This window comes from Pseudomonas sp. GW823-FHT02F05, assembly GCF_058797315.1.
Genome location: NZ_JBXAJM010000001.1, coordinates 380,967 through 400,431 on the forward strand (window position 1 = coordinate 380,967; position 19,465 = coordinate 400,431).

At 62.4% G+C, this 19,465-nt stretch carries 18 protein-coding genes; 7 read left to right on the forward strand and 11 right to left on the reverse strand.

The window, feature by feature from the left end; all coding sequences use genetic code 11:
* Positions 1-21: 21 nt before the first annotated feature.
* From AC1RAC_RS01810 to yghX, 3 genes are read left to right on the forward strand one after another with little or no spacing between them, the layout of a single operon-like run.
* Positions 22-912, forward strand: a complete 891-nt coding sequence (locus AC1RAC_RS01810) for a DMT family transporter (protein ID WP_313042980.1) — start codon at positions 22-24, stop codon at positions 910-912.
* Between the two features lie 51 nt (positions 913-963).
* Positions 964-1,458, forward strand: a complete 495-nt coding sequence (locus tag AC1RAC_RS01815) for a PaaI family thioesterase (protein WP_054897340.1) — start codon at positions 964-966, stop codon at positions 1,456-1,458.
* Positions 1,459-1,502: 44 nt separating this feature from the next.
* Complete coding sequence (gene yghX, locus AC1RAC_RS01820; protein ID WP_054921351.1) at positions 1,503-2,390, forward strand: YghX family hydrolase; 888 nt, start codon at positions 1,503-1,505, stop codon at positions 2,388-2,390.
* Between the two features lie 49 nt (positions 2,391-2,439).
* Here the strand turns inward: yghX and AC1RAC_RS01825 are convergent, their stop codons facing one another.
* Complete coding sequence (locus tag AC1RAC_RS01825) at positions 2,440-3,312, reverse strand: LysR family transcriptional regulator (RefSeq protein WP_314543186.1); 873 nt, start codon at positions 3,310-3,312, stop codon at positions 2,440-2,442.
* Positions 3,313-3,441: 129 nt separating this feature from the next.
* Here AC1RAC_RS01825 and ampC point away from each other — a divergent pair, with 129 nt between their 5' ends.
* Positions 3,442-4,584, forward strand: a complete 1,143-nt coding sequence (ampC, locus tag AC1RAC_RS01830; protein ID WP_034125995.1) for a class C beta-lactamase — start codon at positions 3,442-3,444, stop codon at positions 4,582-4,584.
* A 193-nt stretch (positions 4,585-4,777) separates the two neighbouring features.
* On the opposite strand, the gene dctM is transcribed toward ampC, so the two are convergent.
* From dctM to AC1RAC_RS01870, 8 genes are all read right to left on the reverse strand, one after another.
* On the reverse strand, positions 4,778-6,058 hold the full coding sequence (gene dctM, locus AC1RAC_RS01835) for a C4-dicarboxylate TRAP transporter large permease protein DctM (RefSeq protein WP_014718351.1): 1,281 nt from the start codon (positions 6,056-6,058) through the stop codon (positions 4,778-4,780).
* A complete protein-coding gene (locus AC1RAC_RS01840; RefSeq protein WP_034125996.1) occupies positions 6,058-6,690 on the reverse strand; it encodes a TRAP transporter small permease in 633 nt (210 codons plus the stop codon). The genes dctM and AC1RAC_RS01840 overlap by 1 nt, the downstream gene beginning before the upstream one ends.
* 201 nt (positions 6,691-6,891) lie before the next feature.
* The gene (locus AC1RAC_RS01845) at positions 6,892-7,875 is read right to left on the reverse strand and encodes a TRAP transporter substrate-binding protein (RefSeq protein WP_034125997.1); all 984 of its coding nucleotides are present in this window, start codon (positions 7,873-7,875) and stop codon (positions 6,892-6,894) included.
* A 131-nt stretch (positions 7,876-8,006) separates the two neighbouring features.
* Complete coding sequence (locus AC1RAC_RS01850; RefSeq protein ID WP_252950622.1) at positions 8,007-8,825, reverse strand: HpcH/HpaI aldolase/citrate lyase family protein; 819 nt, start codon at positions 8,823-8,825, stop codon at positions 8,007-8,009.
* A 14-nt stretch (positions 8,826-8,839) separates the two neighbouring features.
* Complete coding sequence (locus tag AC1RAC_RS01855; RefSeq protein WP_034125999.1) at positions 8,840-10,033, reverse strand: CaiB/BaiF CoA transferase family protein; 1,194 nt, start codon at positions 10,031-10,033, stop codon at positions 8,840-8,842.
* 10 nt (positions 10,034-10,043) lie between these two features.
* Positions 10,044-11,393: an MmgE/PrpD family protein gene (locus tag AC1RAC_RS01860; protein WP_492616072.1), complete on the reverse strand. Its 1,350-nt coding sequence runs from the start codon at positions 11,391-11,393 to the stop codon at positions 10,044-10,046.
* An 11-nt stretch (positions 11,394-11,404) separates the two neighbouring features.
* Positions 11,405-12,568, reverse strand: coding sequence for an acyl-CoA dehydrogenase family protein (locus tag AC1RAC_RS01865; protein ID WP_072446330.1), 1,164 nt, complete (start codon positions 12,566-12,568; stop codon positions 11,405-11,407).
* Positions 12,569-12,596: 28 nt separating this feature from the next.
* Positions 12,597-13,415 carry an HTD2 family dehydratase gene (locus tag AC1RAC_RS01870; protein WP_072446329.1) on the reverse strand — a complete coding sequence of 273 codons (819 nt, stop codon included), beginning with the start codon at positions 13,413-13,415 and terminating at the stop codon, positions 12,597-12,599.
* A gap of 245 nt (positions 13,416-13,660) precedes the next feature.
* Here AC1RAC_RS01870 and AC1RAC_RS01875 point away from each other — a divergent pair, with 245 nt between their 5' ends.
* The 3 genes from AC1RAC_RS01875 (at position 13,661) to AC1RAC_RS01885 (ending at position 17,308) form a co-directional block, all read left to right on the forward strand.
* Positions 13,661-14,560, forward strand: a complete 900-nt coding sequence (locus AC1RAC_RS01875; protein ID WP_034126002.1) for a LysR family transcriptional regulator — start codon at positions 13,661-13,663, stop codon at positions 14,558-14,560.
* 116 nt (positions 14,561-14,676) lie between these two features.
* Positions 14,677-16,500: a serine hydrolase domain-containing protein gene (locus AC1RAC_RS01880; protein WP_181125324.1), complete on the forward strand. Its 1,824-nt coding sequence runs from the start codon at positions 14,677-14,679 to the stop codon at positions 16,498-16,500.
* Between the two features lie 16 nt (positions 16,501-16,516).
* Positions 16,517-17,308 (forward strand): MipA/OmpV family protein, encoded by a 792-nt coding sequence (locus AC1RAC_RS01885; protein ID WP_492616073.1) that lies wholly within the window; start codon positions 16,517-16,519, stop codon positions 17,306-17,308.
* 137 nt (positions 17,309-17,445) lie between these two features.
* On the opposite strand, the gene AC1RAC_RS01890 is transcribed toward AC1RAC_RS01885, so the two are convergent.
* Positions 17,446-18,723: an ATP-binding protein gene (locus tag AC1RAC_RS01890; RefSeq protein ID WP_181125326.1), complete on the reverse strand. Its 1,278-nt coding sequence runs from the start codon at positions 18,721-18,723 to the stop codon at positions 17,446-17,448.
* Positions 18,724-19,431: a winged helix-turn-helix domain-containing protein gene (locus AC1RAC_RS01895; RefSeq protein ID WP_054921321.1), complete on the reverse strand. Its 708-nt coding sequence runs from the start codon at positions 19,429-19,431 to the stop codon at positions 18,724-18,726.
* Positions 19,432-19,465: the final 34 nt, after the last annotated feature.

The window sequence follows — 19,465 nt, forward strand, 5'->3', positions numbered from 1 at the left end:
CCATTTTCGGACAGGTCCCCCATGGAACGCACTTCTCCTCTCGGCACTCTAGACAGCAGCACCCAGGGTTGGATCAACGGTTTTATCGGTGTGGTGATTTTCAGCGGCTCGCTGCCAGCCACGCGCCTGGCGGTCATGGAATTCGATCCGGTGTTCCTGACCATGATCCGCGCCACTCTCGCGGCGCTACTGGGGTTGTGCCTATTGGGGGTATTCAAGGAAAAACGCCCCACGCGCCAGCAATCGGCACCGCTGGTTATCGTCGCGCTTGGCGTGGTGATCGGCTTTCCACTGCTGACGGCCCTGGCCCTGCAGTACGTGACCTCGGCCCACTCCATCGTCTTTATCGGCCTGCTGCCACTGGCTACGGCGGTGTTCGGTGTGCTGCGCGGCGGTGAACGGCCGAGGCCGGTGTTCTGGTTGTTTTCGATCCTGGGCAGCCTGTTGGTGATGGGATATGCCGTTGCCCAAGGCTTGAGCGCCGCACCCGCGGGCGATGTGTTGATGCTGTTGGCCGTGCTCGCATGCGGCCTGGGGTATGCCGAAGGCGCCAAGCTGTCGCGCAGCCTGGGCGGCTGGCAGGTGATCTGCTGGGCGCTGGTGGTGTCGCTGCCGGTGGTGGCGCCCTTGAGCCTGTTGTTGGCGCCGTCTACCCTCAGCGGTATCAGCTTGCCGGCCTGGTTGAGCCTGGGCTACGTGGCGGTGTTCAGCATGTTGATCGGCTTTGTGTTCTGGTACCGCGGCCTGGCCCAGGGCGGGATTGCCGCGGTCGGCCAGTTGCAGTTGCTGCAACCGTTCTTCGGCCTGGCGCTGGCGGCGGGTTTGCTGCATGAACAGGTCAGCCTGGGCATGGTGCTGGTGACGGTGGCGGTGATCGGCTGCGTGGCCGGGGCGAAGAAGTTTGCTCGCTAACCCCTGGCCTGCTAAATAGAAGCGTCGCCCAAACAACAACAAGGACTCTGCATGCACAGCGCTTCTCTCCAGGACACCACGGCGCCGGAAGGCATCTGCTACGGCTGCGGCAGCAGCAACCCTCATGGCCTGCATATCAAGAGCCGCTGGGATGATGATGGCGTGCACGTCATTGCCGAGCATCAGCCCGAGGCCAAATACAGCGGCTGGCCAGACCTGGTCTACGGTGGCCTGATCGCCATGCTGGTGGACTGCCACTCCAACTGGACCGCCATGGCCTACCACTACCGCGCCGAACAGCGTGAACCCGGCAGCCTGCCGCGTATCGACTGTGTCACCGGTAATCTGGGGATCAAATTCATCAAGCCCACGCCCATGGGTGTGCCCCTGGTCCTGCGGGCGCGGGTCGAAGGCGAAATCGGCCGCAAAAGCCGGGTGGTCTGCGAAGTGTATGCAGGCAGCGTGCTCACCGCCGTCGGCGACTCGGTGTTCGTGCGCGTCGACACCGGGCAACTGGCCGCCGCCGCCCATGGCCGCGAGGTTTGATCCTGGTCTACAGTGACGGCAACCGCTAATCGAGGACTGCACCGATGACTCGTCTGACCGCGAAAGACTTTGCTCCCGAACTGCTGGAACTCTACGACGGCTATGCCCACGGCAAGATCAACCGCCGCGAATTTCTCGACCGCGCCGCGCTGTTCACCCTCGGTGGCCTCACCGCTTCGGCATTGCTCGCGGCCCTGAGCCCCAATTACGCCCTGGCCGAGCAGGTGAAATTCACCGACCCGGATATCGTCGCCGACTACATCACCTACCCCTCGCCCAAAGGCAACGGCGCCGTGCGCGGCTATCTGGTGCGCCCAGCCAAGGCGGCAGGCAAGCTGCCAGCCGTGGTGGTGGTGCATGAAAACCGGGGCCTGAACCCCTATATCGAAGACGTCGCCCGACGCCTGGCCAAGGCCGGCTTTATCGCCCTGGCCCCGGACGGCCTGACCTCGGTGGGCGGCTACCCTGGCAATGATGAAAAAGGCGTCGCCCTGCAGCAGACCGTCGACCCGACCAAACTGATGAACGACTTCTTCGCCGCCATCGAGTGGCTGATGCAGCACGACAGCAGCACGGGCAAAGTCGGCATCACCGGGTTCTGTTACGGCGGTGGCGTGACCAATGCAGCGGCGGTGGCCTACCCGGAACTGGGCGCGGCAGTGTCGTTCTACGGGCGCCAACCCGACGCCAAGGACGTGCCGCGCATCAAGGCGCCGATCATGTTGCATTTCGGTGAGCTTGATACACGCATCAATGAAGGCTGGCCGGCGTATGAGCAGGCATTGAAGGCCGCGGGGACGAGGTATGAGGCGTTTATCTACAAGGGCGCCAATCATGGTTTTCATAATGATTCGACACCGCGCTATGACGAAGCAGCGGCGAACCTTGCCTGGGAACGCACCCTGGGATGGTTCCGCCAATACCTGATGTAGGAGCGAGCAAGCTCGCTCCTACATAAATGAGGACCTGCCTCCCCAAATGTTATCCAACACTTGCCTGCAACCACCCTTTGAACGCCAACATCGCGGGTGTCTCAGCCCGCGACTGCAAGCGCGTCAACCAATAGCTGCCGGTGGTGATCCCCACCTTGAACGGCTGGCGGATCACATCGATCTCCAATTGCCGTGAAAACATCAGGGCTGGCGCCAGTGCTACGCCAGTCCCTTGCAGCGCGGCCTCCATCATCGCCAGCGAAGAGTCGAACACCACGCTGCGCGGCACCCGTGTATCGCTGGGCAAACCGGCGGCCTGGAACCACAGGTTCCACTCATCGGCACGGTAGGAACGCAGCAAGGTGTGCTTCAGCACGTCAGCCGGGCTGTGCAGTTGTTCGGCAATCTGCGGCACGCACAACACCGTCAGCGGTGCCTCAAGCAAGGGGCAGGCGTCGGTGCCGTGCCACGCGCCGGCGCCAAAGCGGATGGCATAATCCAGGCCCTCGGCGGCGACATCCACGCGATTGTTGTGGGTGGACAAGCGCAAGTCGATCAACGGGTAGCGGCTGTGAAAATCCGCCAGGCGTGGCAACAACCAGCCCACCGCAAAGGTGCCGACCGCCCCCACCGTCAGGACTTCACGGTAATGCCCGCCTTCAAATTGATCCAAGGTCAGGGCAATACGGTCGAAGGCGTCACGCAGCACGGGCAGCAGGGATTCGCCTTCGCTGGTGAGCATCAAGCCCCGTGGCAGGCGCTTGAACAGCGTGACGTTGAGTTGCGCTTCGAGACTTTTGACCTGATGACTGACCGCCGCCTGGGTCACGCACAGCTCAATGGCCGCACGGGTAAAGCTCAAATGGCGCGCCGACGCTTCGAAAGCGCGCAACGCATTGAGCGGCAGGTGGGAACGCAACATGGCTTGACCCAAATTTTTCTAATGGCAGGTGCGAGATATCATCGTTTGCCGGCGCCCGGAAATCCACCTACATTTGCCACGCCTGCGCAGGTTCCGATCGTCATTGCCTTATTTACATGGAAGCGAACCATGAAACACACCCTGAAAAAATATGCGGTTTCAGCCTTGTTGTTCGGCGCCGGCAGCTGCATGGCAGCCACCGATATGCGCCAGGTCGTGGACAGCCACGTCACCCCTCTGATGAAACAGCAAGGCATCCCGGGCCTGACGGTCGCGGTCGTCCAACACGGCAAGGTGCAATACTTTAACTACGGCGTCGCCGCCAAAGACACCCAGGCACCCGTCACCGAAAACACCCTGTTCGAAATCGGCTCAGTGAGCAAAACCTTCAACGCCACCCTCGGCGGGTATGCCCAGGCCATCGGCAAGCTCAAGCTGTCGGACATGACCAGCCAACATCTGCCCGTCCTGGCTGGCAGCGCGTTCGATCGCATCAGCCTGCTGCAACTGGCCACTTATACCGCCGGCGGCCTGACGCTGCAGTTTCCGGATGCCGCCGACAGTGCAACCACCATGATGGATTACTTCCAGCATTGGAAACCCACTTATGCGCCGGGGGAACAACGCCTTTACTCCAACCCCAGCATTGGCCTGTTCGGTTACGTGACCGCAAAAAGCCTGGGCCAGCCTTTCACCGTCGCCATGGAAAAAACCCTGCTGCCCAAGCTGGGCTTGACCAATACCTATACCCGCGTCCCCGCCGACAAGGCTGGCCAATACGCCCAGGGCTATGACAGCCAGCAGAAACCGGTACGCGTCAACCCTGGCGCCCTGGACTTCGAAGCCTACGGCCTCAAGAGCAGCAGCCAGGACCTGGCCCGCTACGTGATCGCGAACATGCACCCGCAAACCCTGGAACAACCGGTGCAACAGGCCATTGCCACCACTCACGCCGGCTACTACACCGTCAACGGCATGACCCAGGGGCTGGGCTGGGAACGCTACCCCTACCCCATCGGCCTGCAAGCGTTACTGGACGGCAACTCCACACCGATGGCGATGGAGCCGCACAAGGTCACCTGGCTGACACCCGCCCAGGCCGAGCCGGCCAACGTGCTGTACAACAAAACCGGGTCCACTGGCGGCTTTGGTGCTTACGTGGCGTACGTGCCAAGCAAGGACATGGGGGTGGTGATCCTGGCGAACCGGAACTACCCGAATGCCGAAAGGGTGAAAGTAGCGCACGCGATCTTGAGTGCGATGGACCAATAAGGCCGCCATCGCAGGCAAGCCAGCTCCCACATTTGGATCGCGGCGCGTCAGTTAGATCAGCGTCCGCCGTTGGGTAGTCACGGGAGCAAGCTCCCTCGCCACAGGGCCTGCGTCGTCCCTGAGTTGTGTAGATACCTATGCCCCGATGAGGGAGTGTCTGACTCATCGCCATCGGGGCAAGCCCCCTCCCACCCTACATTCCGAGCCACTGCGGCAGCGCCAGGGAAATGAACGGCAAGTACGTCACCATGATCAGGAACACCAACAGGATCATCAGCCACGGCATCGCCGCGCGAATAGTCTGCCCCAATGTCAGCCCGGTCACCGCCGAGGTCACGAACAGGTTCAGCCCCACCGGCGGGTGCACCAGGCCGATTTCCATGTTCACCACCATCACGATCCCCAGGTGAATCGGGTCGATCCCGAGCTTCATCGCAATCGGAAAAAAGATTGGCGCCAGGATCAGCACAATGGCCGAAGGCTCCATAAAGCTGCCGGCAATCAGCAGCACCACGTTGACCATGATCAAAAAGCCAATCGGCGTCAGCCCTTCCGAGATTACCCACGCGGTGATTTGCTGGGGGATCTGTTCGGTGGTCAGCACGTGGGCAAACAGCATGGCGTTGGCGATGATGAACATCAGCATGATCGACAAGCGCCCCGACTCCAGCAGCACCTTGGGGCAGTCGCGCAGCTTCATGTCCTTGTAGACGAACAGCGCGACGAATGCTGAATACACGGCCGCCACTGCCGCCGCTTCGGTCGGGGTGAACATGCCGCTGTAAATGCCGCCGAGGATGATCACCAGTAGCAACAGGCCCCAGAACGCTCGGCGTGCACAGCTCAGCCATTCACGGAATGTCGCCCGGGGTTGCGCCGGCAGCTTCTTGATGCGGGCGACGATGTAGATCGCGACCATCAACATCAGGCCCAGCAGCAAGCCCGGAATCACCCCGGCCATGAACAACTTGCCCACCGAGGTTTCGGTCGCCGCCGAATACACCACCATCACAATCGACGGCGGGATCAGAATGCCCAAGGTCCCGGCATTGCAGATGATGCCAGCACCAAATTCCTTCGGATAACCGGAGCGCACCATGCCCGCCACGGCAATCGAACCCACTGCTGCCACCGTGGCCGGTGACGACCCGGACAGCGCTGCAAACAGCATGCACGCCAGCACTGCGGCAATCGCCAGGCCACCGCGGATATGCCCGACACAGGCGTTGGCAAAGTCGATCAGCCGCTGGGCCACGCCGCCGGTGGTCATGAAGGCACCGGACAACAGGAAAAACGGAATCGCCAGGAAGGTGTAGGCATCGCTGGTTTCAAACAGCTTGATCGCCAGGGAACTCACCGAGTCCTGGCTGAACATCAAAATCGACACCGCACCGGACAGCCCCAGGGCAATCGCAATCGGCACGCCCAGGAACATGAACACGAACAACAGCAAAAACAGACAGAGCACGGCCATCAGTGACGCTCCTCATGGCTGCCGGCCAACTTGCTGGCCTCACCGGCCTCGTCGGCCAACCCCAACCCGACCTGGCGGTGGGTAAAGATGCGGTAGAAAATTTCCAGGTAGCGGATCAATACCAACGCAAAGCCAATGGGCACGATCACCACGATGTCGCCGACATCGATGCCGAACTGGTCGAGGTCTTCGGCGCCGATATGCGCGGTCATCACCGCACTTACCCACTTGTAGCTGGCCACCATGAACAGCCCGGCATAGGCCAGGCAGCACAGGCAGGCGAGCATGCCGAGCAGACGCTGCACCGGGCGCCGGGTCAGCCGCACCAGCGCGTCCACACCCAGGTGGCCAGCAGTGCGCACGCCGTAGGAAATGCCGAAGAAAATCAACCAGCCGAACATGGCCTTGGTCAGCGCCACACTCCAGGTCATCTCTTGGGCCCACGTCATGCTGCCGTCGCCCAGGGCATTGAAGAAGGGGCTGCTCCAGGCCCATTTGTCGGCCAGGGTAAAGAACAGGGTGTAGACGTTGTTGAGCATGACGTAGACGAACGTCACCAGGGTCATGGCGGCCAGCAGGAAAGCGATAAAGCCTTCCTCCAGGTGCTCCCAGACGCGTCTTAGCGTTTGCATGGCAAAACCTCGCGAGGCAGAGATAGGTAAAAAGCCAGGTCAACCTGCTAGATCGTTCTCACGCTCCGCGTGGTAATGCCGCCCCGGACGTTCCACGTTCTGTATCACGCCGTGCGTAAGGCGACGCGGAGCGTCACGGGATGCATTACCACGCGGAGCGTGGGAACGATCAGTCGCGGGCAAGCCCGCTCCCACAGGGGATTACTGATTGGACTGGTCCGCCGCCTTGATCAGGCCGGCCCCAATCTCGCCTTCGAACTTCTGCCACACCGGGCGCATGGCTTCGCGCCACAGCGCACGTTGCTCGGGGGTCAGTTCGATGATTTCGCTGGTCTTGGCGTCGATGATCTTCTGCTTGGCCGACTGGTTCAGCGCTTCGGCCTGCTTGTTCACCTCCACGGTGACCTCGGCCATGATCTGCTCCAGGGTGCTGCGCACATCCGGCGCCAGGCCGTTCCAGAATGTCGCGTTAGTGATCACCATGTAGTCGATCAGGCCGTGGTTGGACTCGGTGAAGTACTTCTGCACTTCGTTGACCTTCTGGCTTTCATAGTTCGACCAAGTGTTCTCGGTGCCATTCACGGTACCGGTCTGCAGGCCCTGGTAAACCTCGGCAAAGCTCATCTTGCGCGGGTTGGCGCGGATCGCCTTGAACTGTTCTTCGAGCACACTGGAAGCCTGCACGCGGAACTTCAGGCCACGGGCGTCCTTGGGTTCATGCAGGGCCTTGTTGGCAGAGAGTTGTTTGAGGCCGTTGTGCCAATAGGCCAGGCCGAGGATGTTTTTATCCTGCATCGAGGTCAGCAGTTGCTTGCCCTGGGCCGCCTGGAAACGGTCGACGGCGGCCAGGTCGTTGAACAGGAACGGCAAGTCGTAGATCTGCACTTGCTTGGTGTAGTGCTCGAATTTGGCCAGGGACGGGGCCAGCATCTGCACATCACCCAGCAGCAATGCTTCCATTTCCTTGCCATCGCCAAACAGCGACGAGTTCGGGTACACCTCGACCTTGACCTTGCCGGGCAGGCGCTCTTCAGCAAGTTTTTTGAACAGCAGCGCGCCTTGGCCTTTAGGGGTGTTTTCAGCAACCACGTGGGCGAACTTGATCACAATCGGGTCTGCCGCCTGGGCCAGGCCAGCGGTAAACAAGGTGGCGGCGCACAGCAGCGCCCGGGAAAGCTTGAGCATGGGAATCACCTTCTTATTGTTGTGTTTAAGGCAAGGTGCCTGATGTTACGCGTGTCGTGAATTTCGAATTTTAGATACCTGCGTTCGGCCTGGCCGAACGCGTCCAGTGTGGGAGCTGGCTCTAGGTTCCATCAGTCAGAGCTGGCAGTGAGCAGCCGTTGCGCGCGCAGCAAGACCGGCGCATCCACCATCTGCCCATCAATCTGATAAGCCCCTGCCCCATGGGCGCCCGCCTCCACCACCCGCCTGGCCCAGGCCAGCTCTTGGGCGCTCGGCGCTAGCGCGGCATGGATCACCGCCACTTGCTTGGGATGAATGCACAACGCCCCGGCAAAACCCATCTCATAGGCGTGCCGGATCGAACGGTGCAGGCCTTCGGGGTCGTCGATGGCCGGGTGCACGCCGTCCAGCGGCGCCGCCAGGCCCGCGGCGCGCGAATGCACGATCAACGCCAGGCGCGCCTGGTCGAGGGCCAATTCGGCGGCACGGGAGTGACTGCTCAGGTTCAGGTCCAGCGCCAGGTCCAAGCCACCGAACGACAGGCGCTCCACCTGGGGCGCCTGGGCAATCTGCGCCAGTGCCAGCAAACCGCGTGCGCTTTCGATAATCGGCCAGATAGCCTTGCCGGTCGCGGCCACCACAGCCACCTGGGCCGCGCTTTCGACCTTGGGCAGCAATACCCCGGCGACATTTGCATGGGCCTTGCAGAACGCCACGTCCTCAAAATGCTCGGCATGTTGCGGCGCGTTGATGCGCACCCACACCTGGGCCTCAGGATGGGCGTGCAGGAACGCGCCCAGATTATCCCGGGCCTGACGTTTGAGCGGCTCTTCCACCGCGTCTTCAAAATCCACAATCACTGCGTCGGCGCCGCTGGCCAGGGCCTTGGCAAACCGCTCCGGGCGGCTGCCCGGCACAAACAGCGCAGAACGTACTAAAGGCTTTGGCATCACGTGATTCCTGATTAGATAACGCCGCGCTCACGCAGACTGTTAATGGCCTCAACGGAGTAACCCAACTGGTCGAGGATGCCTTGGCTGTGTTGCCCCAGCGCTGGAACGCCGTCCATGCGCGGGGTAAACGCGGCGTTACGGGCCGGTGGCAGCAGCGAGGGCAACGGCCCCGCCGGGCTGTCGACGTCACGCCAGCTGTCGCGGGCCTTGAGTTGCGGGTGGTCCCACACGCCTTGCATGTCGTTGACCCGGGCACTGGCAATTTGCGCGTGCTCCAGGCGCTGGATCACCGCCTCGACGTCCAGTTGGGCAAAGCGCTCCACAATGATCTGGCGCAGCACCTCGCGGTTGGCCGAGCGCTTGAAATTGGCGCTGAAGCGCTCGTCCGTCGCCAATGCCGGGGTGAGCAGCACTTTGTCGCAGAACGCCGCCCATTCGCGCTCGTTCTGCAAGCCGAGCATCACCGTGCCGCCGCCCCCGGTGGGAAACGGCCCGTAGGGGTAAATCGTCGAATGCGCGGCACCCGCACGCGGTGGCGGCGGCGCGCCGTCGAAGGCGTAATACATCGGGTAGCCCATCCACTCCACCAGGCTTTCGAGCATGCTCACATCGATGCGACTGCCCTGGCCGGTTTTGCCGCGCAGCAGCAGCGCCGACAGAATGCCGCTGTAGGCGTACATCCCGGCGGAGATATCCGCGATGGAGCAACCGGCCTTGGCCATCTGCTCTTCACCTGGGCCACCGGTCACCGAGAGAAAGCCGCCCTCGCTCTGGATCAGCAGGTCGTAGGCTTTCTTTTTCTCGTAGGGCCCGCCTTCGCCGTAGCCGGAAATATCGCAGACGATCAGGCGTGGAAAGCGCACGTGCAGCGCCTCGAACGATAAGCCCATGCGCGCTGCCGCGCCGGGGGCAAGGTTCTGCACCAACACATCGGCATCGGCCAAAAGCGCATCCAGAATAGCGCCCGCCTCGTCCTGCTTGAGGTCCAGGGTCAGGCTTTCCTTGGAGCGGTTGGTCCAGACGAAATGCGACGCCAGGCCACGCACCCGCTCGTCATAGCCACGGGCGAAGTCGCCGGTGCCGGGTCGCTCTACCTTGATGACCCGGGCACCGAGGTCGGCCAGCTGGCGCGTGCAAAATGGCGCGGCAATCGCGTGTTCCAGGCTGACGACGGTGATGCCGTCCAGCGGTCGTTGTTCAGTCATGACAAATCCCTCAAAGCCAATGGGCCATGGACGCGGTAGTACGCAGGTTCCACACCTGCTCGATCAGGCCTCTGGCCTGGGTCGGGGTGCGGGCGCCGCTGAAGTGGGCCAGGCGCTGGAACTTATCCGCCAGTTCGGCCCGACTCAGGGTGTTGCCCGGGTCGCCCTTGGGTTCATCAATGGCACCGCGCAGCGTGCGGCCATCGGTGGTGGTGACCGTGACGCGGCCCAGCCAACGTTGCGGGTAGGCGCTGTCGACTTCCGCGTCCAGGGTCATGCTGACCTTGTCGCGAAACGCCGCGACCGCAGGATCGGTCAACGCCAGCTCATGGAATTCAGGCAACCCGGCCTTGCCATGCACAGCGATCAGCCCAAGCACGGTGCCCATGGAAAACTTCGCCTGGTGCACGGTGGCCGGTACCGTCACTCGGCCGAGTACGTCAATGGCGCCTTGGTGCACGTGGGTTCGCACCTGGAAGATCTGCGCAGCGCTCAAGCCTTCACGCTGCATCACGGCCAGCAGCGCGTCGGCAGCAGGATGGGTGTGGCGACAGGAGGCGTGGAACTTGAACGAGGTTTCCACCAGCGCCCAACGGCTGCCCAGCTCGGCAGACAATTTGCCCGGCTGGGCATCACTGGACATACCTGCCGCCAAACCTTGCTCACCTTCAAGGATATTGCGCGCGCCGGTCAGCCCATCGGCCGTAAGGTAAGCCGCCAGCAAGCCGTCCGCCGCCGCCTTGGCCGTGTGCAGTTGTTTGGAGTCGGCGGCATCGCGCAGAAACTCCCACAGCCCGGCAGCCTGGGTGCCGGCGCTGCCGAGCAGGTTGATGAATTGTTCTTCGTTGAAATCGAGCAACTTGCCCACCGCGACCGCCGCCGCCAGGGTGCCGACCGTGGCCGTGGTGTGGAAGATGCGGTAGTGCGAGCGGCCCATGAACTCACCGATGCGAATCCCCGCCTCGTAGCCGGCCACCGAGGCCAGCAAGAGTTCACGGCCAGCCTTGCCGAGGTCCTGGGCAGCCGCCAACGCGGCGGGAAACACCACGGTGGCCGGGTGCAGCACGGAGCTGTTGTGCAGGTCATCCTGCTCCACCAGGTGTGAGGAGGCGGCGTTGACCAGTGCGGCGAAATACGCGCTGGTGCCGGTGCCGTTGACGATCACCTGGGCCGGGCCGCTGCTCGGGCCCATCTTCTGCGCGTAGCGTTCAAACAAGGGAATCGGGTGCGCGCCTTGGCTGGCCAAGGCGCACGCGAGCCAATCCAGGTACAGCTCTTCGGTACGCGCCAGCACGGGCTCGGGCAATTGTGAGTACGTCAGCTCGGCCAGGAACCGGCACAGGGCTTGGGTATGATGCATGCTCAAGGCCCTCAGAAGCTGCGTGGCAATTCGAGCAAATGCTCGGCCACGTAGGACAGGATCAGGTTGGTGGAGATCGGCGCCACCTGGTACAGGCGGGTTTCGCGGAACTTGCGCTCCACGTCGTACTCGCAGGCAAAGCCGAAGCCGCCGTGGGTTTGCAGGCAGGCGTTGGCCGCTTCCCAGGACGCCTTGGCCGCCAGGTACTTGGCCATGTTGGCACTGGCCCCGGCGTTCTTGCCGCTGTCGTATTCCTCGCAGGCACGCCAGCGCATCAGGTCGGCCGCTTCGATCTCGATATGCGCCTCGGCAATCGGGAACTGCACGCCCTGGTTCTGCCCGATTGGCCGGCCAAACACCACACGGTCGCGGGCATAGGCGCTGGCCTTTTCGATGAACCAGCGGCCGTCACCGATGCACTCGGCGGCAATCAGCGTACGCTCGGCATTCAGGCCATCGAGGATGTATTTGAAGCCCTTGCCCTCCTCGCCAATCAGGCTGTCCAGGGGCAGCTCCAGGTTGTCGAAGAACAGCTCGTTGGTCTCGTGGTTGACCATATTGGCGATGGGCTGCACGGTGAGGCCGTTGCCGATGGCCTGGCGCAGGTCCACTAGGAAGATCGACATGCCTTCGGACTTTTTCTTTACGTCGGCCAAAGGCGTGGTGCGCGCCAGCAGGATCATCAGGTCGGAATGCTGTACCCGAGAGATCCAGACTTTCTGGCCGTTGATCACGTACTTGTCGCCGCGCTTGATCGCCGTGGTCTTGATCTTGGTGGTGTCGGTGCCGGTAGTGGGCTCGGTGACGGCCATCGACTGCAGGCGCAATTCACCGCTGGCCAGCTTGGGCAGGTAGTAGCGTTTTTGCGCCTCGCTGCCGTGACGCAGCAGGGTGAACATGTTGTACATCTGGCCGTGTACGGTGCCCGAGTTGCCGCCGCAGCGGTTGACTTCCTCAAGGATCACCGAGGCTTCGGCCAGGCCCAGGCCGGAACCGCCGTATTCCTCGGGGATCATGGCCGACAGCCAACCGGCGTCGGTCAGGGCCTTGACGAAGGCTTCAGGGAAGCCTTTTTTTTCATCGATCTTGCGCCAGTAAGCGGCATCGAACTCGGCGCACAAGGCGCGCACGCCTTCGCGGATGGCCTTGAGTTCTTCGTTGTCATGGGCATTCATTAACGGCTCTCCGCCTGTTGTTATCGGGTTATTCGAAATGCACTTGGGCGGTCTGCGCCAGGCCTTCAGTGTTGCCCGCCCAGAGTTCTGCGACGCCGGTTGCGGTGATACGCCCGCCCACCTCAAAAGGCTGTGGCGCAATCAGTGGGCGCACGCCGCGATAGGCAAAGCGGCGCAGGGTCGCCTCAGGGTGCGCCCGGCAGAACGCACGCAGGTTCAAAGTGGCGATCAGCGGGCCATGCACCACCAGGCCGGCATAGCCTTCGGTGCCGGTGACGTAGGGGTAGTCGTAGTGGATGCGGTGGCCGTTGAACGTGACGGCGCTGTAGCGGAACAACAGGGTCGGCGTCGGCTCGACGGCCTCTGTCCATTCGCCCCGGGCCAGCGCGTCGCCGCTGCCAGGCTTGGGTGGCGTGGGTTCGCGGTAGACGATGTCCTGTTCCTCGCGGATGGCCAGCCGCCCTTCCTGGGAGTAGTCATGGCGCACAGTGACAAATAGCAGTGAGCCGGTGCGCCCGGTCTTTTCTTCGACCTGGGTGATGGTCGACACGCGCGTAGCCGCCTCGCCAGCCCGCAGTGGCTGCAGAAATTCAAGACGCCCACCGGCCCACATGCGATTGCGGTTATCGGCCGGCGGCAGGAACCCGCCGCGTGCCGGGTGGCCGTCGCTGCCCAACGCCACCTCCGGCAGCGGGTCCTGGAAAAAGCACCATTGCCACAACGCAGGCACAGCGTCGCCGTCGGCAGGCACCTCTTCACCTAACGTCGCGGCGATGCGCTTGAGCAGGTTATGACTCAGGTGGTCGTGGGCGGTCTCACTTCGGCCGATCCAATCAGTGGCGCTCATCGGGTGCAGGTCCTCAGGCAGTGGGTGTCTGCCGTGGATCATGCAAGGGCCTGCCCGTTCTGAGAATTTGCATTTCAATAAACCAGCGTTCGGTTAAGCTGAACGCACCATTCCTATGCGTACCTCTTGTGGCGAGGGAGCTTGCTCCCGTGGGGGCGCGAAGCGGCCCCAAAAAACAGGCCTGCTTCGCAGTCCAGCCGGAGCAAGCTCCCTCGCCACGGGTGATCACAAGCCTGGAGTTTTGCATGCACTTCGATCTCGCCGACCTGCGCCTGTTTATCCACATCGCCGAATCCCCCAGCCTCACCCAGGGTGCCAAGCGCGCCTTCCTGTCGCCGGCTGCCGCCAGTGCGCGGATCAAGGCCCTGGAAGGTCAGCTCGACACGCGCCTGTTGTACCGCGATAGCCGGGGCGTGGAGATCACCCCGGCAGGCGAGCGCCTGTTACACCATGCGCGGTTGATCATGCGCCAGGTGGATTACCTCAAAAGCGAGTTCACCCAATACGGCGTGGATTCGGCCGGGCATATCCGTATCTTCGCCAACACCACGGCGGTCACCGAGTTTTTGCCGGAGGTCTTGGCAGGCTTTCTGTCACAGCGCCCGGGCGTCACCGTCGACCTGCAGGAGCGCCTGTCGCGGGACATCGTGCGTGGGGTGCTCGATGGCACCAGTGACATGGGCATCATCGCCGGCCCCGTGGAAGCCTCCGGCCTGCAAGTGTTGCATTTCAGCACCGACGAACTGGTGCTGATGGTACCCGTCGGGCATCCGTTGGCCGACCAGCCTTCGGTGACCCTTGAGCAGACCCTGGCGTATCAGCATATCGGCCTGCATGAAGGCAGCACGCTGTTGAGTTTCCTGCGCGAACACGTCGAGCGTCTGGGCAAGCAATTGTCGCTGCGTATCCAGGTCTCGAGCTTCGAGGCGATCTGCCGGATGGTCGAGGCCGGCGTGGGCATCGGTATCATTCCCGAGTCCGCCGCCCTGCGTCACAGCCGCACCATGCAGCTGGTGACGGTAAAACTGGACGAGCCCTGGGCGATTCGCGAGCGCAGCATCCTGGTACGCGAGCTGGAAGCGCTGCCGGGGACCATTCGCGCCCTGATCGCCACGTTGATGCCCGCACCCCTGGGCAAATCCTGATGTTTTTATAAGCGGCCGTTAACAGTCTTTGACAGTTTCCCGACAAAGCACTCAAAGATTCTCGGCCCCCGCCGCCCTAGCATTCCAGCATCCAAATCATCATTCGGGTGCTCTTGATGTTTCGCAGATTGCGCGGTATTCCGCTCTTGGGTTGCCTGTTGGGCAGTATCGGTTGCCACTCGCAACCGCCTGTCCCGCCGCCGATTCAAAAAGGCGATTACGGCGCAATCATCCGCTACCTGCAAACCCGCATTCCCCGGGAGATGGCTCGGGACAATGTGGCGGGATTGTCGATTGCCCTGGTCAATGGCCAGGAGCTGATCTGGGCCCGCGGCTTTGGCCTGGCTGACAAAGACCTGGGGGTGCCGGTCACGCCCAATACCGCGTTTCGCGCAGGTGGCATCTCCAAGCTGCTGACCGCCACGGCGGCGCTGCAACTGGTGGAGCAGCAACACCTGGCGCTGGATGCGCCGATCCAGCAGACCCTGCGTGAGTTCTACGTGCGCTCCCGCTTTCACAGCGACCAGGCCGAGGCGGATCGAGCGATCACCTTGCGGCGCTTGCTCAGCCATCAATCCGGCTTGCCCAGCGAGCACCTGCGCGACCTGCGCAGCACCTATGCCATGGGGCAGATGCCGATGCGTGTGTCGGGTGTGTGGCTGAGCAGTCTGCCGGGTTCCCAGGTGGCGTATTCCAACCTTGGCTATGCCTTGGTGGGCGCCGCCATTGAGCGCAGCAGCGGCAAAAGCTTCGAAGCCCAGTTACAAAGCAGCCTGCTCACACCCTTGAGAATGAACCAGTCCAGTTTCCTGGGCACCGGTGCGCAAATGAGCTATCGCGCCCACGGCTACGAGGATGGCAAGGCCAGCACCGACCCACAGGTGCGTGACCTCGCCGCCGGCGGCCTGTGGACCAGCCCCAAAGACCTCAGCCGCTACGTACGCATGCTGTTTGCCAAGGGCACCTACAAGGGCAGCCAGATCCTCGGCAGCACGTCTATCGACGCCATGTTTACCCAGCAAAACACCGGCAATGCCTTGGATTTCGACTGCCAGATGGGCTTGGGCTGGTTCTTGGCGCCCTGTGGTGACGAGCCCATCGGCCCCGGTGTGCGCACCTACCAGCACAGCGGTGGCGGCGACGACTTCGTGGCCCAGTTGACCCTGCTGCCGGATCAGCAACTGGCCGTGGTCATCATGGCCAACGACAGCAACGCCGAAGACATGGTGGTGTCGCTGACCACCGACAGCCTGCGCCTGATGCTCCAGGCTCAGACCGGCAAGCCCGCATGCGCCGATGACTGCCAGGCCCCCAGCCACGGCCTCAAGCTGCGCCATGTACCGGCGGCGGTGGATCGCAAGCGCCTGGCAGGCTTCTACGCGACCGCCTGGGGCGTGTTCCGCATCAGGGATGAGCATGCGCGCTTGAGCGGTGAACTGGCCGGCTACGATTTCCAGCTATTGCGTGATGAGCAAGGCTGGCTGCGGGCGCAGAAAAAGATACTGGGTTTCTGGCGCAAGGACCTCGGCGAGTTGGGCCGCGTGCAGTTGGATGTGCTCACAGTACAAGGCCGCCAAATGCTCACCGCCCGCAGCCACGGCCAACGCATTGCCATCGGCGAGCGCATCGAGCCGCCGCCCTTGTCCGCCGCGTGGGCCAACACGGTCGGCACCTACCAGGTGCTCAGCAGCCATGAACCCGACGCGCCATTGAGTGGCATCAGCGTGCGCCAGGAGGACGGTTTCCTGGTGATTCGCGGCCAATTGCACGGCGAGCCGCTGACCGACTACATCCTGCTGCCCATCGACAACGCCCATGCGGTGCTGGCCGGCAACGGCTACGGCCTGGGCGATACCGTCAGCCGCCAGGTCAACGGCCTGAGTGCTTCGGGCTACTCGTTCAAACGCACCCATTCACCCCACACACCCTTGAACCTCTAACCAGGAAAACACCCTGATGCACTCAAAAAACCTGTGCCTGTCATTGACCTCACTGTGCCTGCTCGCCGCCGCCGATACGGCGCTTGCCGAAGACTGGCAATACAGCCTCAAGGCCGGCATGGCCAACGCACCCCGCTACAGTGGCAGCGACGAACGTATGACGGCGCCTGTGCTCGGCGGCAAAATCATCAGCCCCTGGGGCGTCTTCCTCGACACTGATACGGGCTTGGGCTGGGGTTACGAAGGTAATGCCCTGAGCTTCAGCGCATACGTTGGCGCAAGCGATTCGCGCAAGGATAAAAATGAAAGCATGCATGCCGGCTCCAAACGCCTCAAAGGCATGGGCGAGATCAAGTCACGTCCGCAATTGGGGGTGAGTGCCGCCTACAACCTCGGAGGTGTGATCATCGGCGCCACCCTGGAACATGCGCTTGAAGAAGATAAACACAAGGAAACCGGCAAGGCTTTTACCCACCTGGAGTTGAGCCTGGGTACCAATCTCTATGAAGGCCGCTACGGCTCCGTCGATGCCGCCATCAACAGCCACTTCGGTGACCGCAACTACCTGCAAACCTGGTACGGCGTGACTGCCGACCAGGCCACCCGCAGCCGCTTCAAGGAATACAAGGCAAGTGCCGGCAATATCAGCAATGGCATGAACCTCTCATGGAGCGTGCCGATCAACGAACACACGCAGTTCTCGACCTTGCTGGATGTGCAATACCTGGCGGATGAAGCAGGCAAGAGCCCGATCGTGGAGCAGCGGCTGCAGGCATCGGTGTTGGGGGAGCTGCAGTACACCTTCTGATCTGACTTGCCCTCTGTAGGAGCGAGCTTGCTCGCGAAAAACTCGCAGGCGCCGCGTTTATCCAGAGAACACGCGTTATCGTTGAGGCTTTTCGCGAGCAAGCTCGCTCCTGCAGGATGGCATTGGGGCAAGCCCCCTTACTCTGCATAGGCCCACGTCATTCGAAACGACGCCCCGCCCCACTCCGAATCCTGCACTTCCACCTGCCCGCCATGCCACTGGCTGACACGCTTGACCAGCGCCAGGCCCAGACCAAATCCGCCTGTGCGGCGGTCGCGGCTGGCGTCAAGGCGCAGGAAGGGTTCGAATATCTTGGTGCGACCCTCCAGCGGTACTCCCGGCCCATCGTCGTTGACCCGCACTTCGTAACCGCTGCCATACTTGACCAGCGACACTTCCACGCGACGATCGGCATAACGAATCGCGTTGCGCAGCAGGTTGATCACGGCCCGCGCCATAAAGCGTGGTTCGATCTGGATAACGTCCACCTCGCAGATGCGCAACGACAACTGCACCCCTTCCGCTTCGGCCTCCAGGGCCACGCTGCCGATCACACTGTCGAGCCAACTGTGGGCCTCGATATGCTCGCGAGTGACCTGGGTAGCGCCTGGCTCAAGGCTGGCATAGGTCAACAGCTCGGAGACCATTTCTTCCAGCTCACCGAGGTCGGCGTACATGTCGTTGATCAACGCTCGGCTTTGCCGTGGGTCGCTCTGCTGCCTGAGCTGGTCCAGCTCGAATGACAGCCGCGCAATCGGCGTACGCAATTCGTGGGAGACGGCGTTGGTGAGTTCGCGCTGGTTGGCGATCAAACCTTCGATGCGCTCGGCCATCTGGTTGAAGTGCCCGGCCAGTGAACGCACGGTGGAGCGAGTCGGCAGCAAGATGCGCGAGCCCAGGTCATTGTCACCGAAACGTTGCGCTGCCAGGCGGATGTGCTCCAGGTCGCGCCAGTGTGGACGCACCCAGAAATACAGGACGATGGCCAGGCTCACGCCCAGGAAAGCGTAGGCCCAGAGGTACAACCACTTGGGTTCCTCCGGCAATCTGATTTCGAGCAGTTGCGGGCCGTCGTCGATAGGCGCAAGAAATTTCATGAAGTCTTCGCGCACCACCACCTGGCCAGCCGCCAGGAGTTTCTGTTCCCGTTCGCTCAAATCCTGGGAGTCGCGCTGCACCAGTTCGAGCCGCAAGCCGTAATGCGGTTGCAGTTCGTCCAGGCGTGCCTGGCGCGCCTCTGCCTGCACGGGGCGCAACTGTTCCACCAGGGCCCAGGCCGGGCCGCGCAGGGCTTCACGGTTATAGGTCTCGTTGGACTCGGGCATGTAAGCGTCCAGGCCGAAGTTGACCAGCCAGATCGACCCGGCCAGGCCGAGCGCGAGAATCAAATAGAGGCGCAGGTACAAGCGCAGCATCTACACCTCCCACGCGAACGGATTGAACAGGTAGCCCTTGCCCCAGATGGTCTTGATGCACACCGGCTCGCGGGGGTTGTCATTGAGCTTGCCGCGCAGTTTGCTGATGTACACGTCTACGCTGCGGTTCAGCCCGTCAAAGGCAATGCCGCGCATGCGGTTCAGGATGTCGTCGCGAGAGAGAATCTTGCCCGCGCTGCTGGCCAGCAACCACAGCAACTCGAATTCCATGGTGGTGAGGTCAATGGTCTCGCCGCCCAGGCGGACAACCCGGCAACTGCGATCAATCGACAAGCGGCCAAATTCCAGGGCACCGCGCACGGTGGGCTCGGGTACCTGGCGGCGCTGCAGCGCACGCAGGCGCGCCAACAACACCGGCGGTTTGATCGGCTTGATCACGTAGTCGTCAGCACCGGACTCAAGGCCAAGGATATGGTCCAGGTCATCTTCCTTGGCGGTGAGGATCACGATGGGCGTGTCCGACACGTTGCGAATCTCGCGGCAGACATGCAGCCCGCTCTGACCCGGCAGCATCAGATCGAGCACGACGATCTTCGGCTTGAAATCCAGGAACGCCACCAGCGCTTCATCGCCCCGGTACACCACCCGTACCTCGAAACCATGCTGCGACAGAAAATGCGAGACCAGCCCTGCCAGCTTTTCATCGTCCTCAACGAGCAGGACCTTGCCCAGACCCAGGTTTTCCATAAGTTCTCAGTGTGGATGCGCGGATTGAAATGGG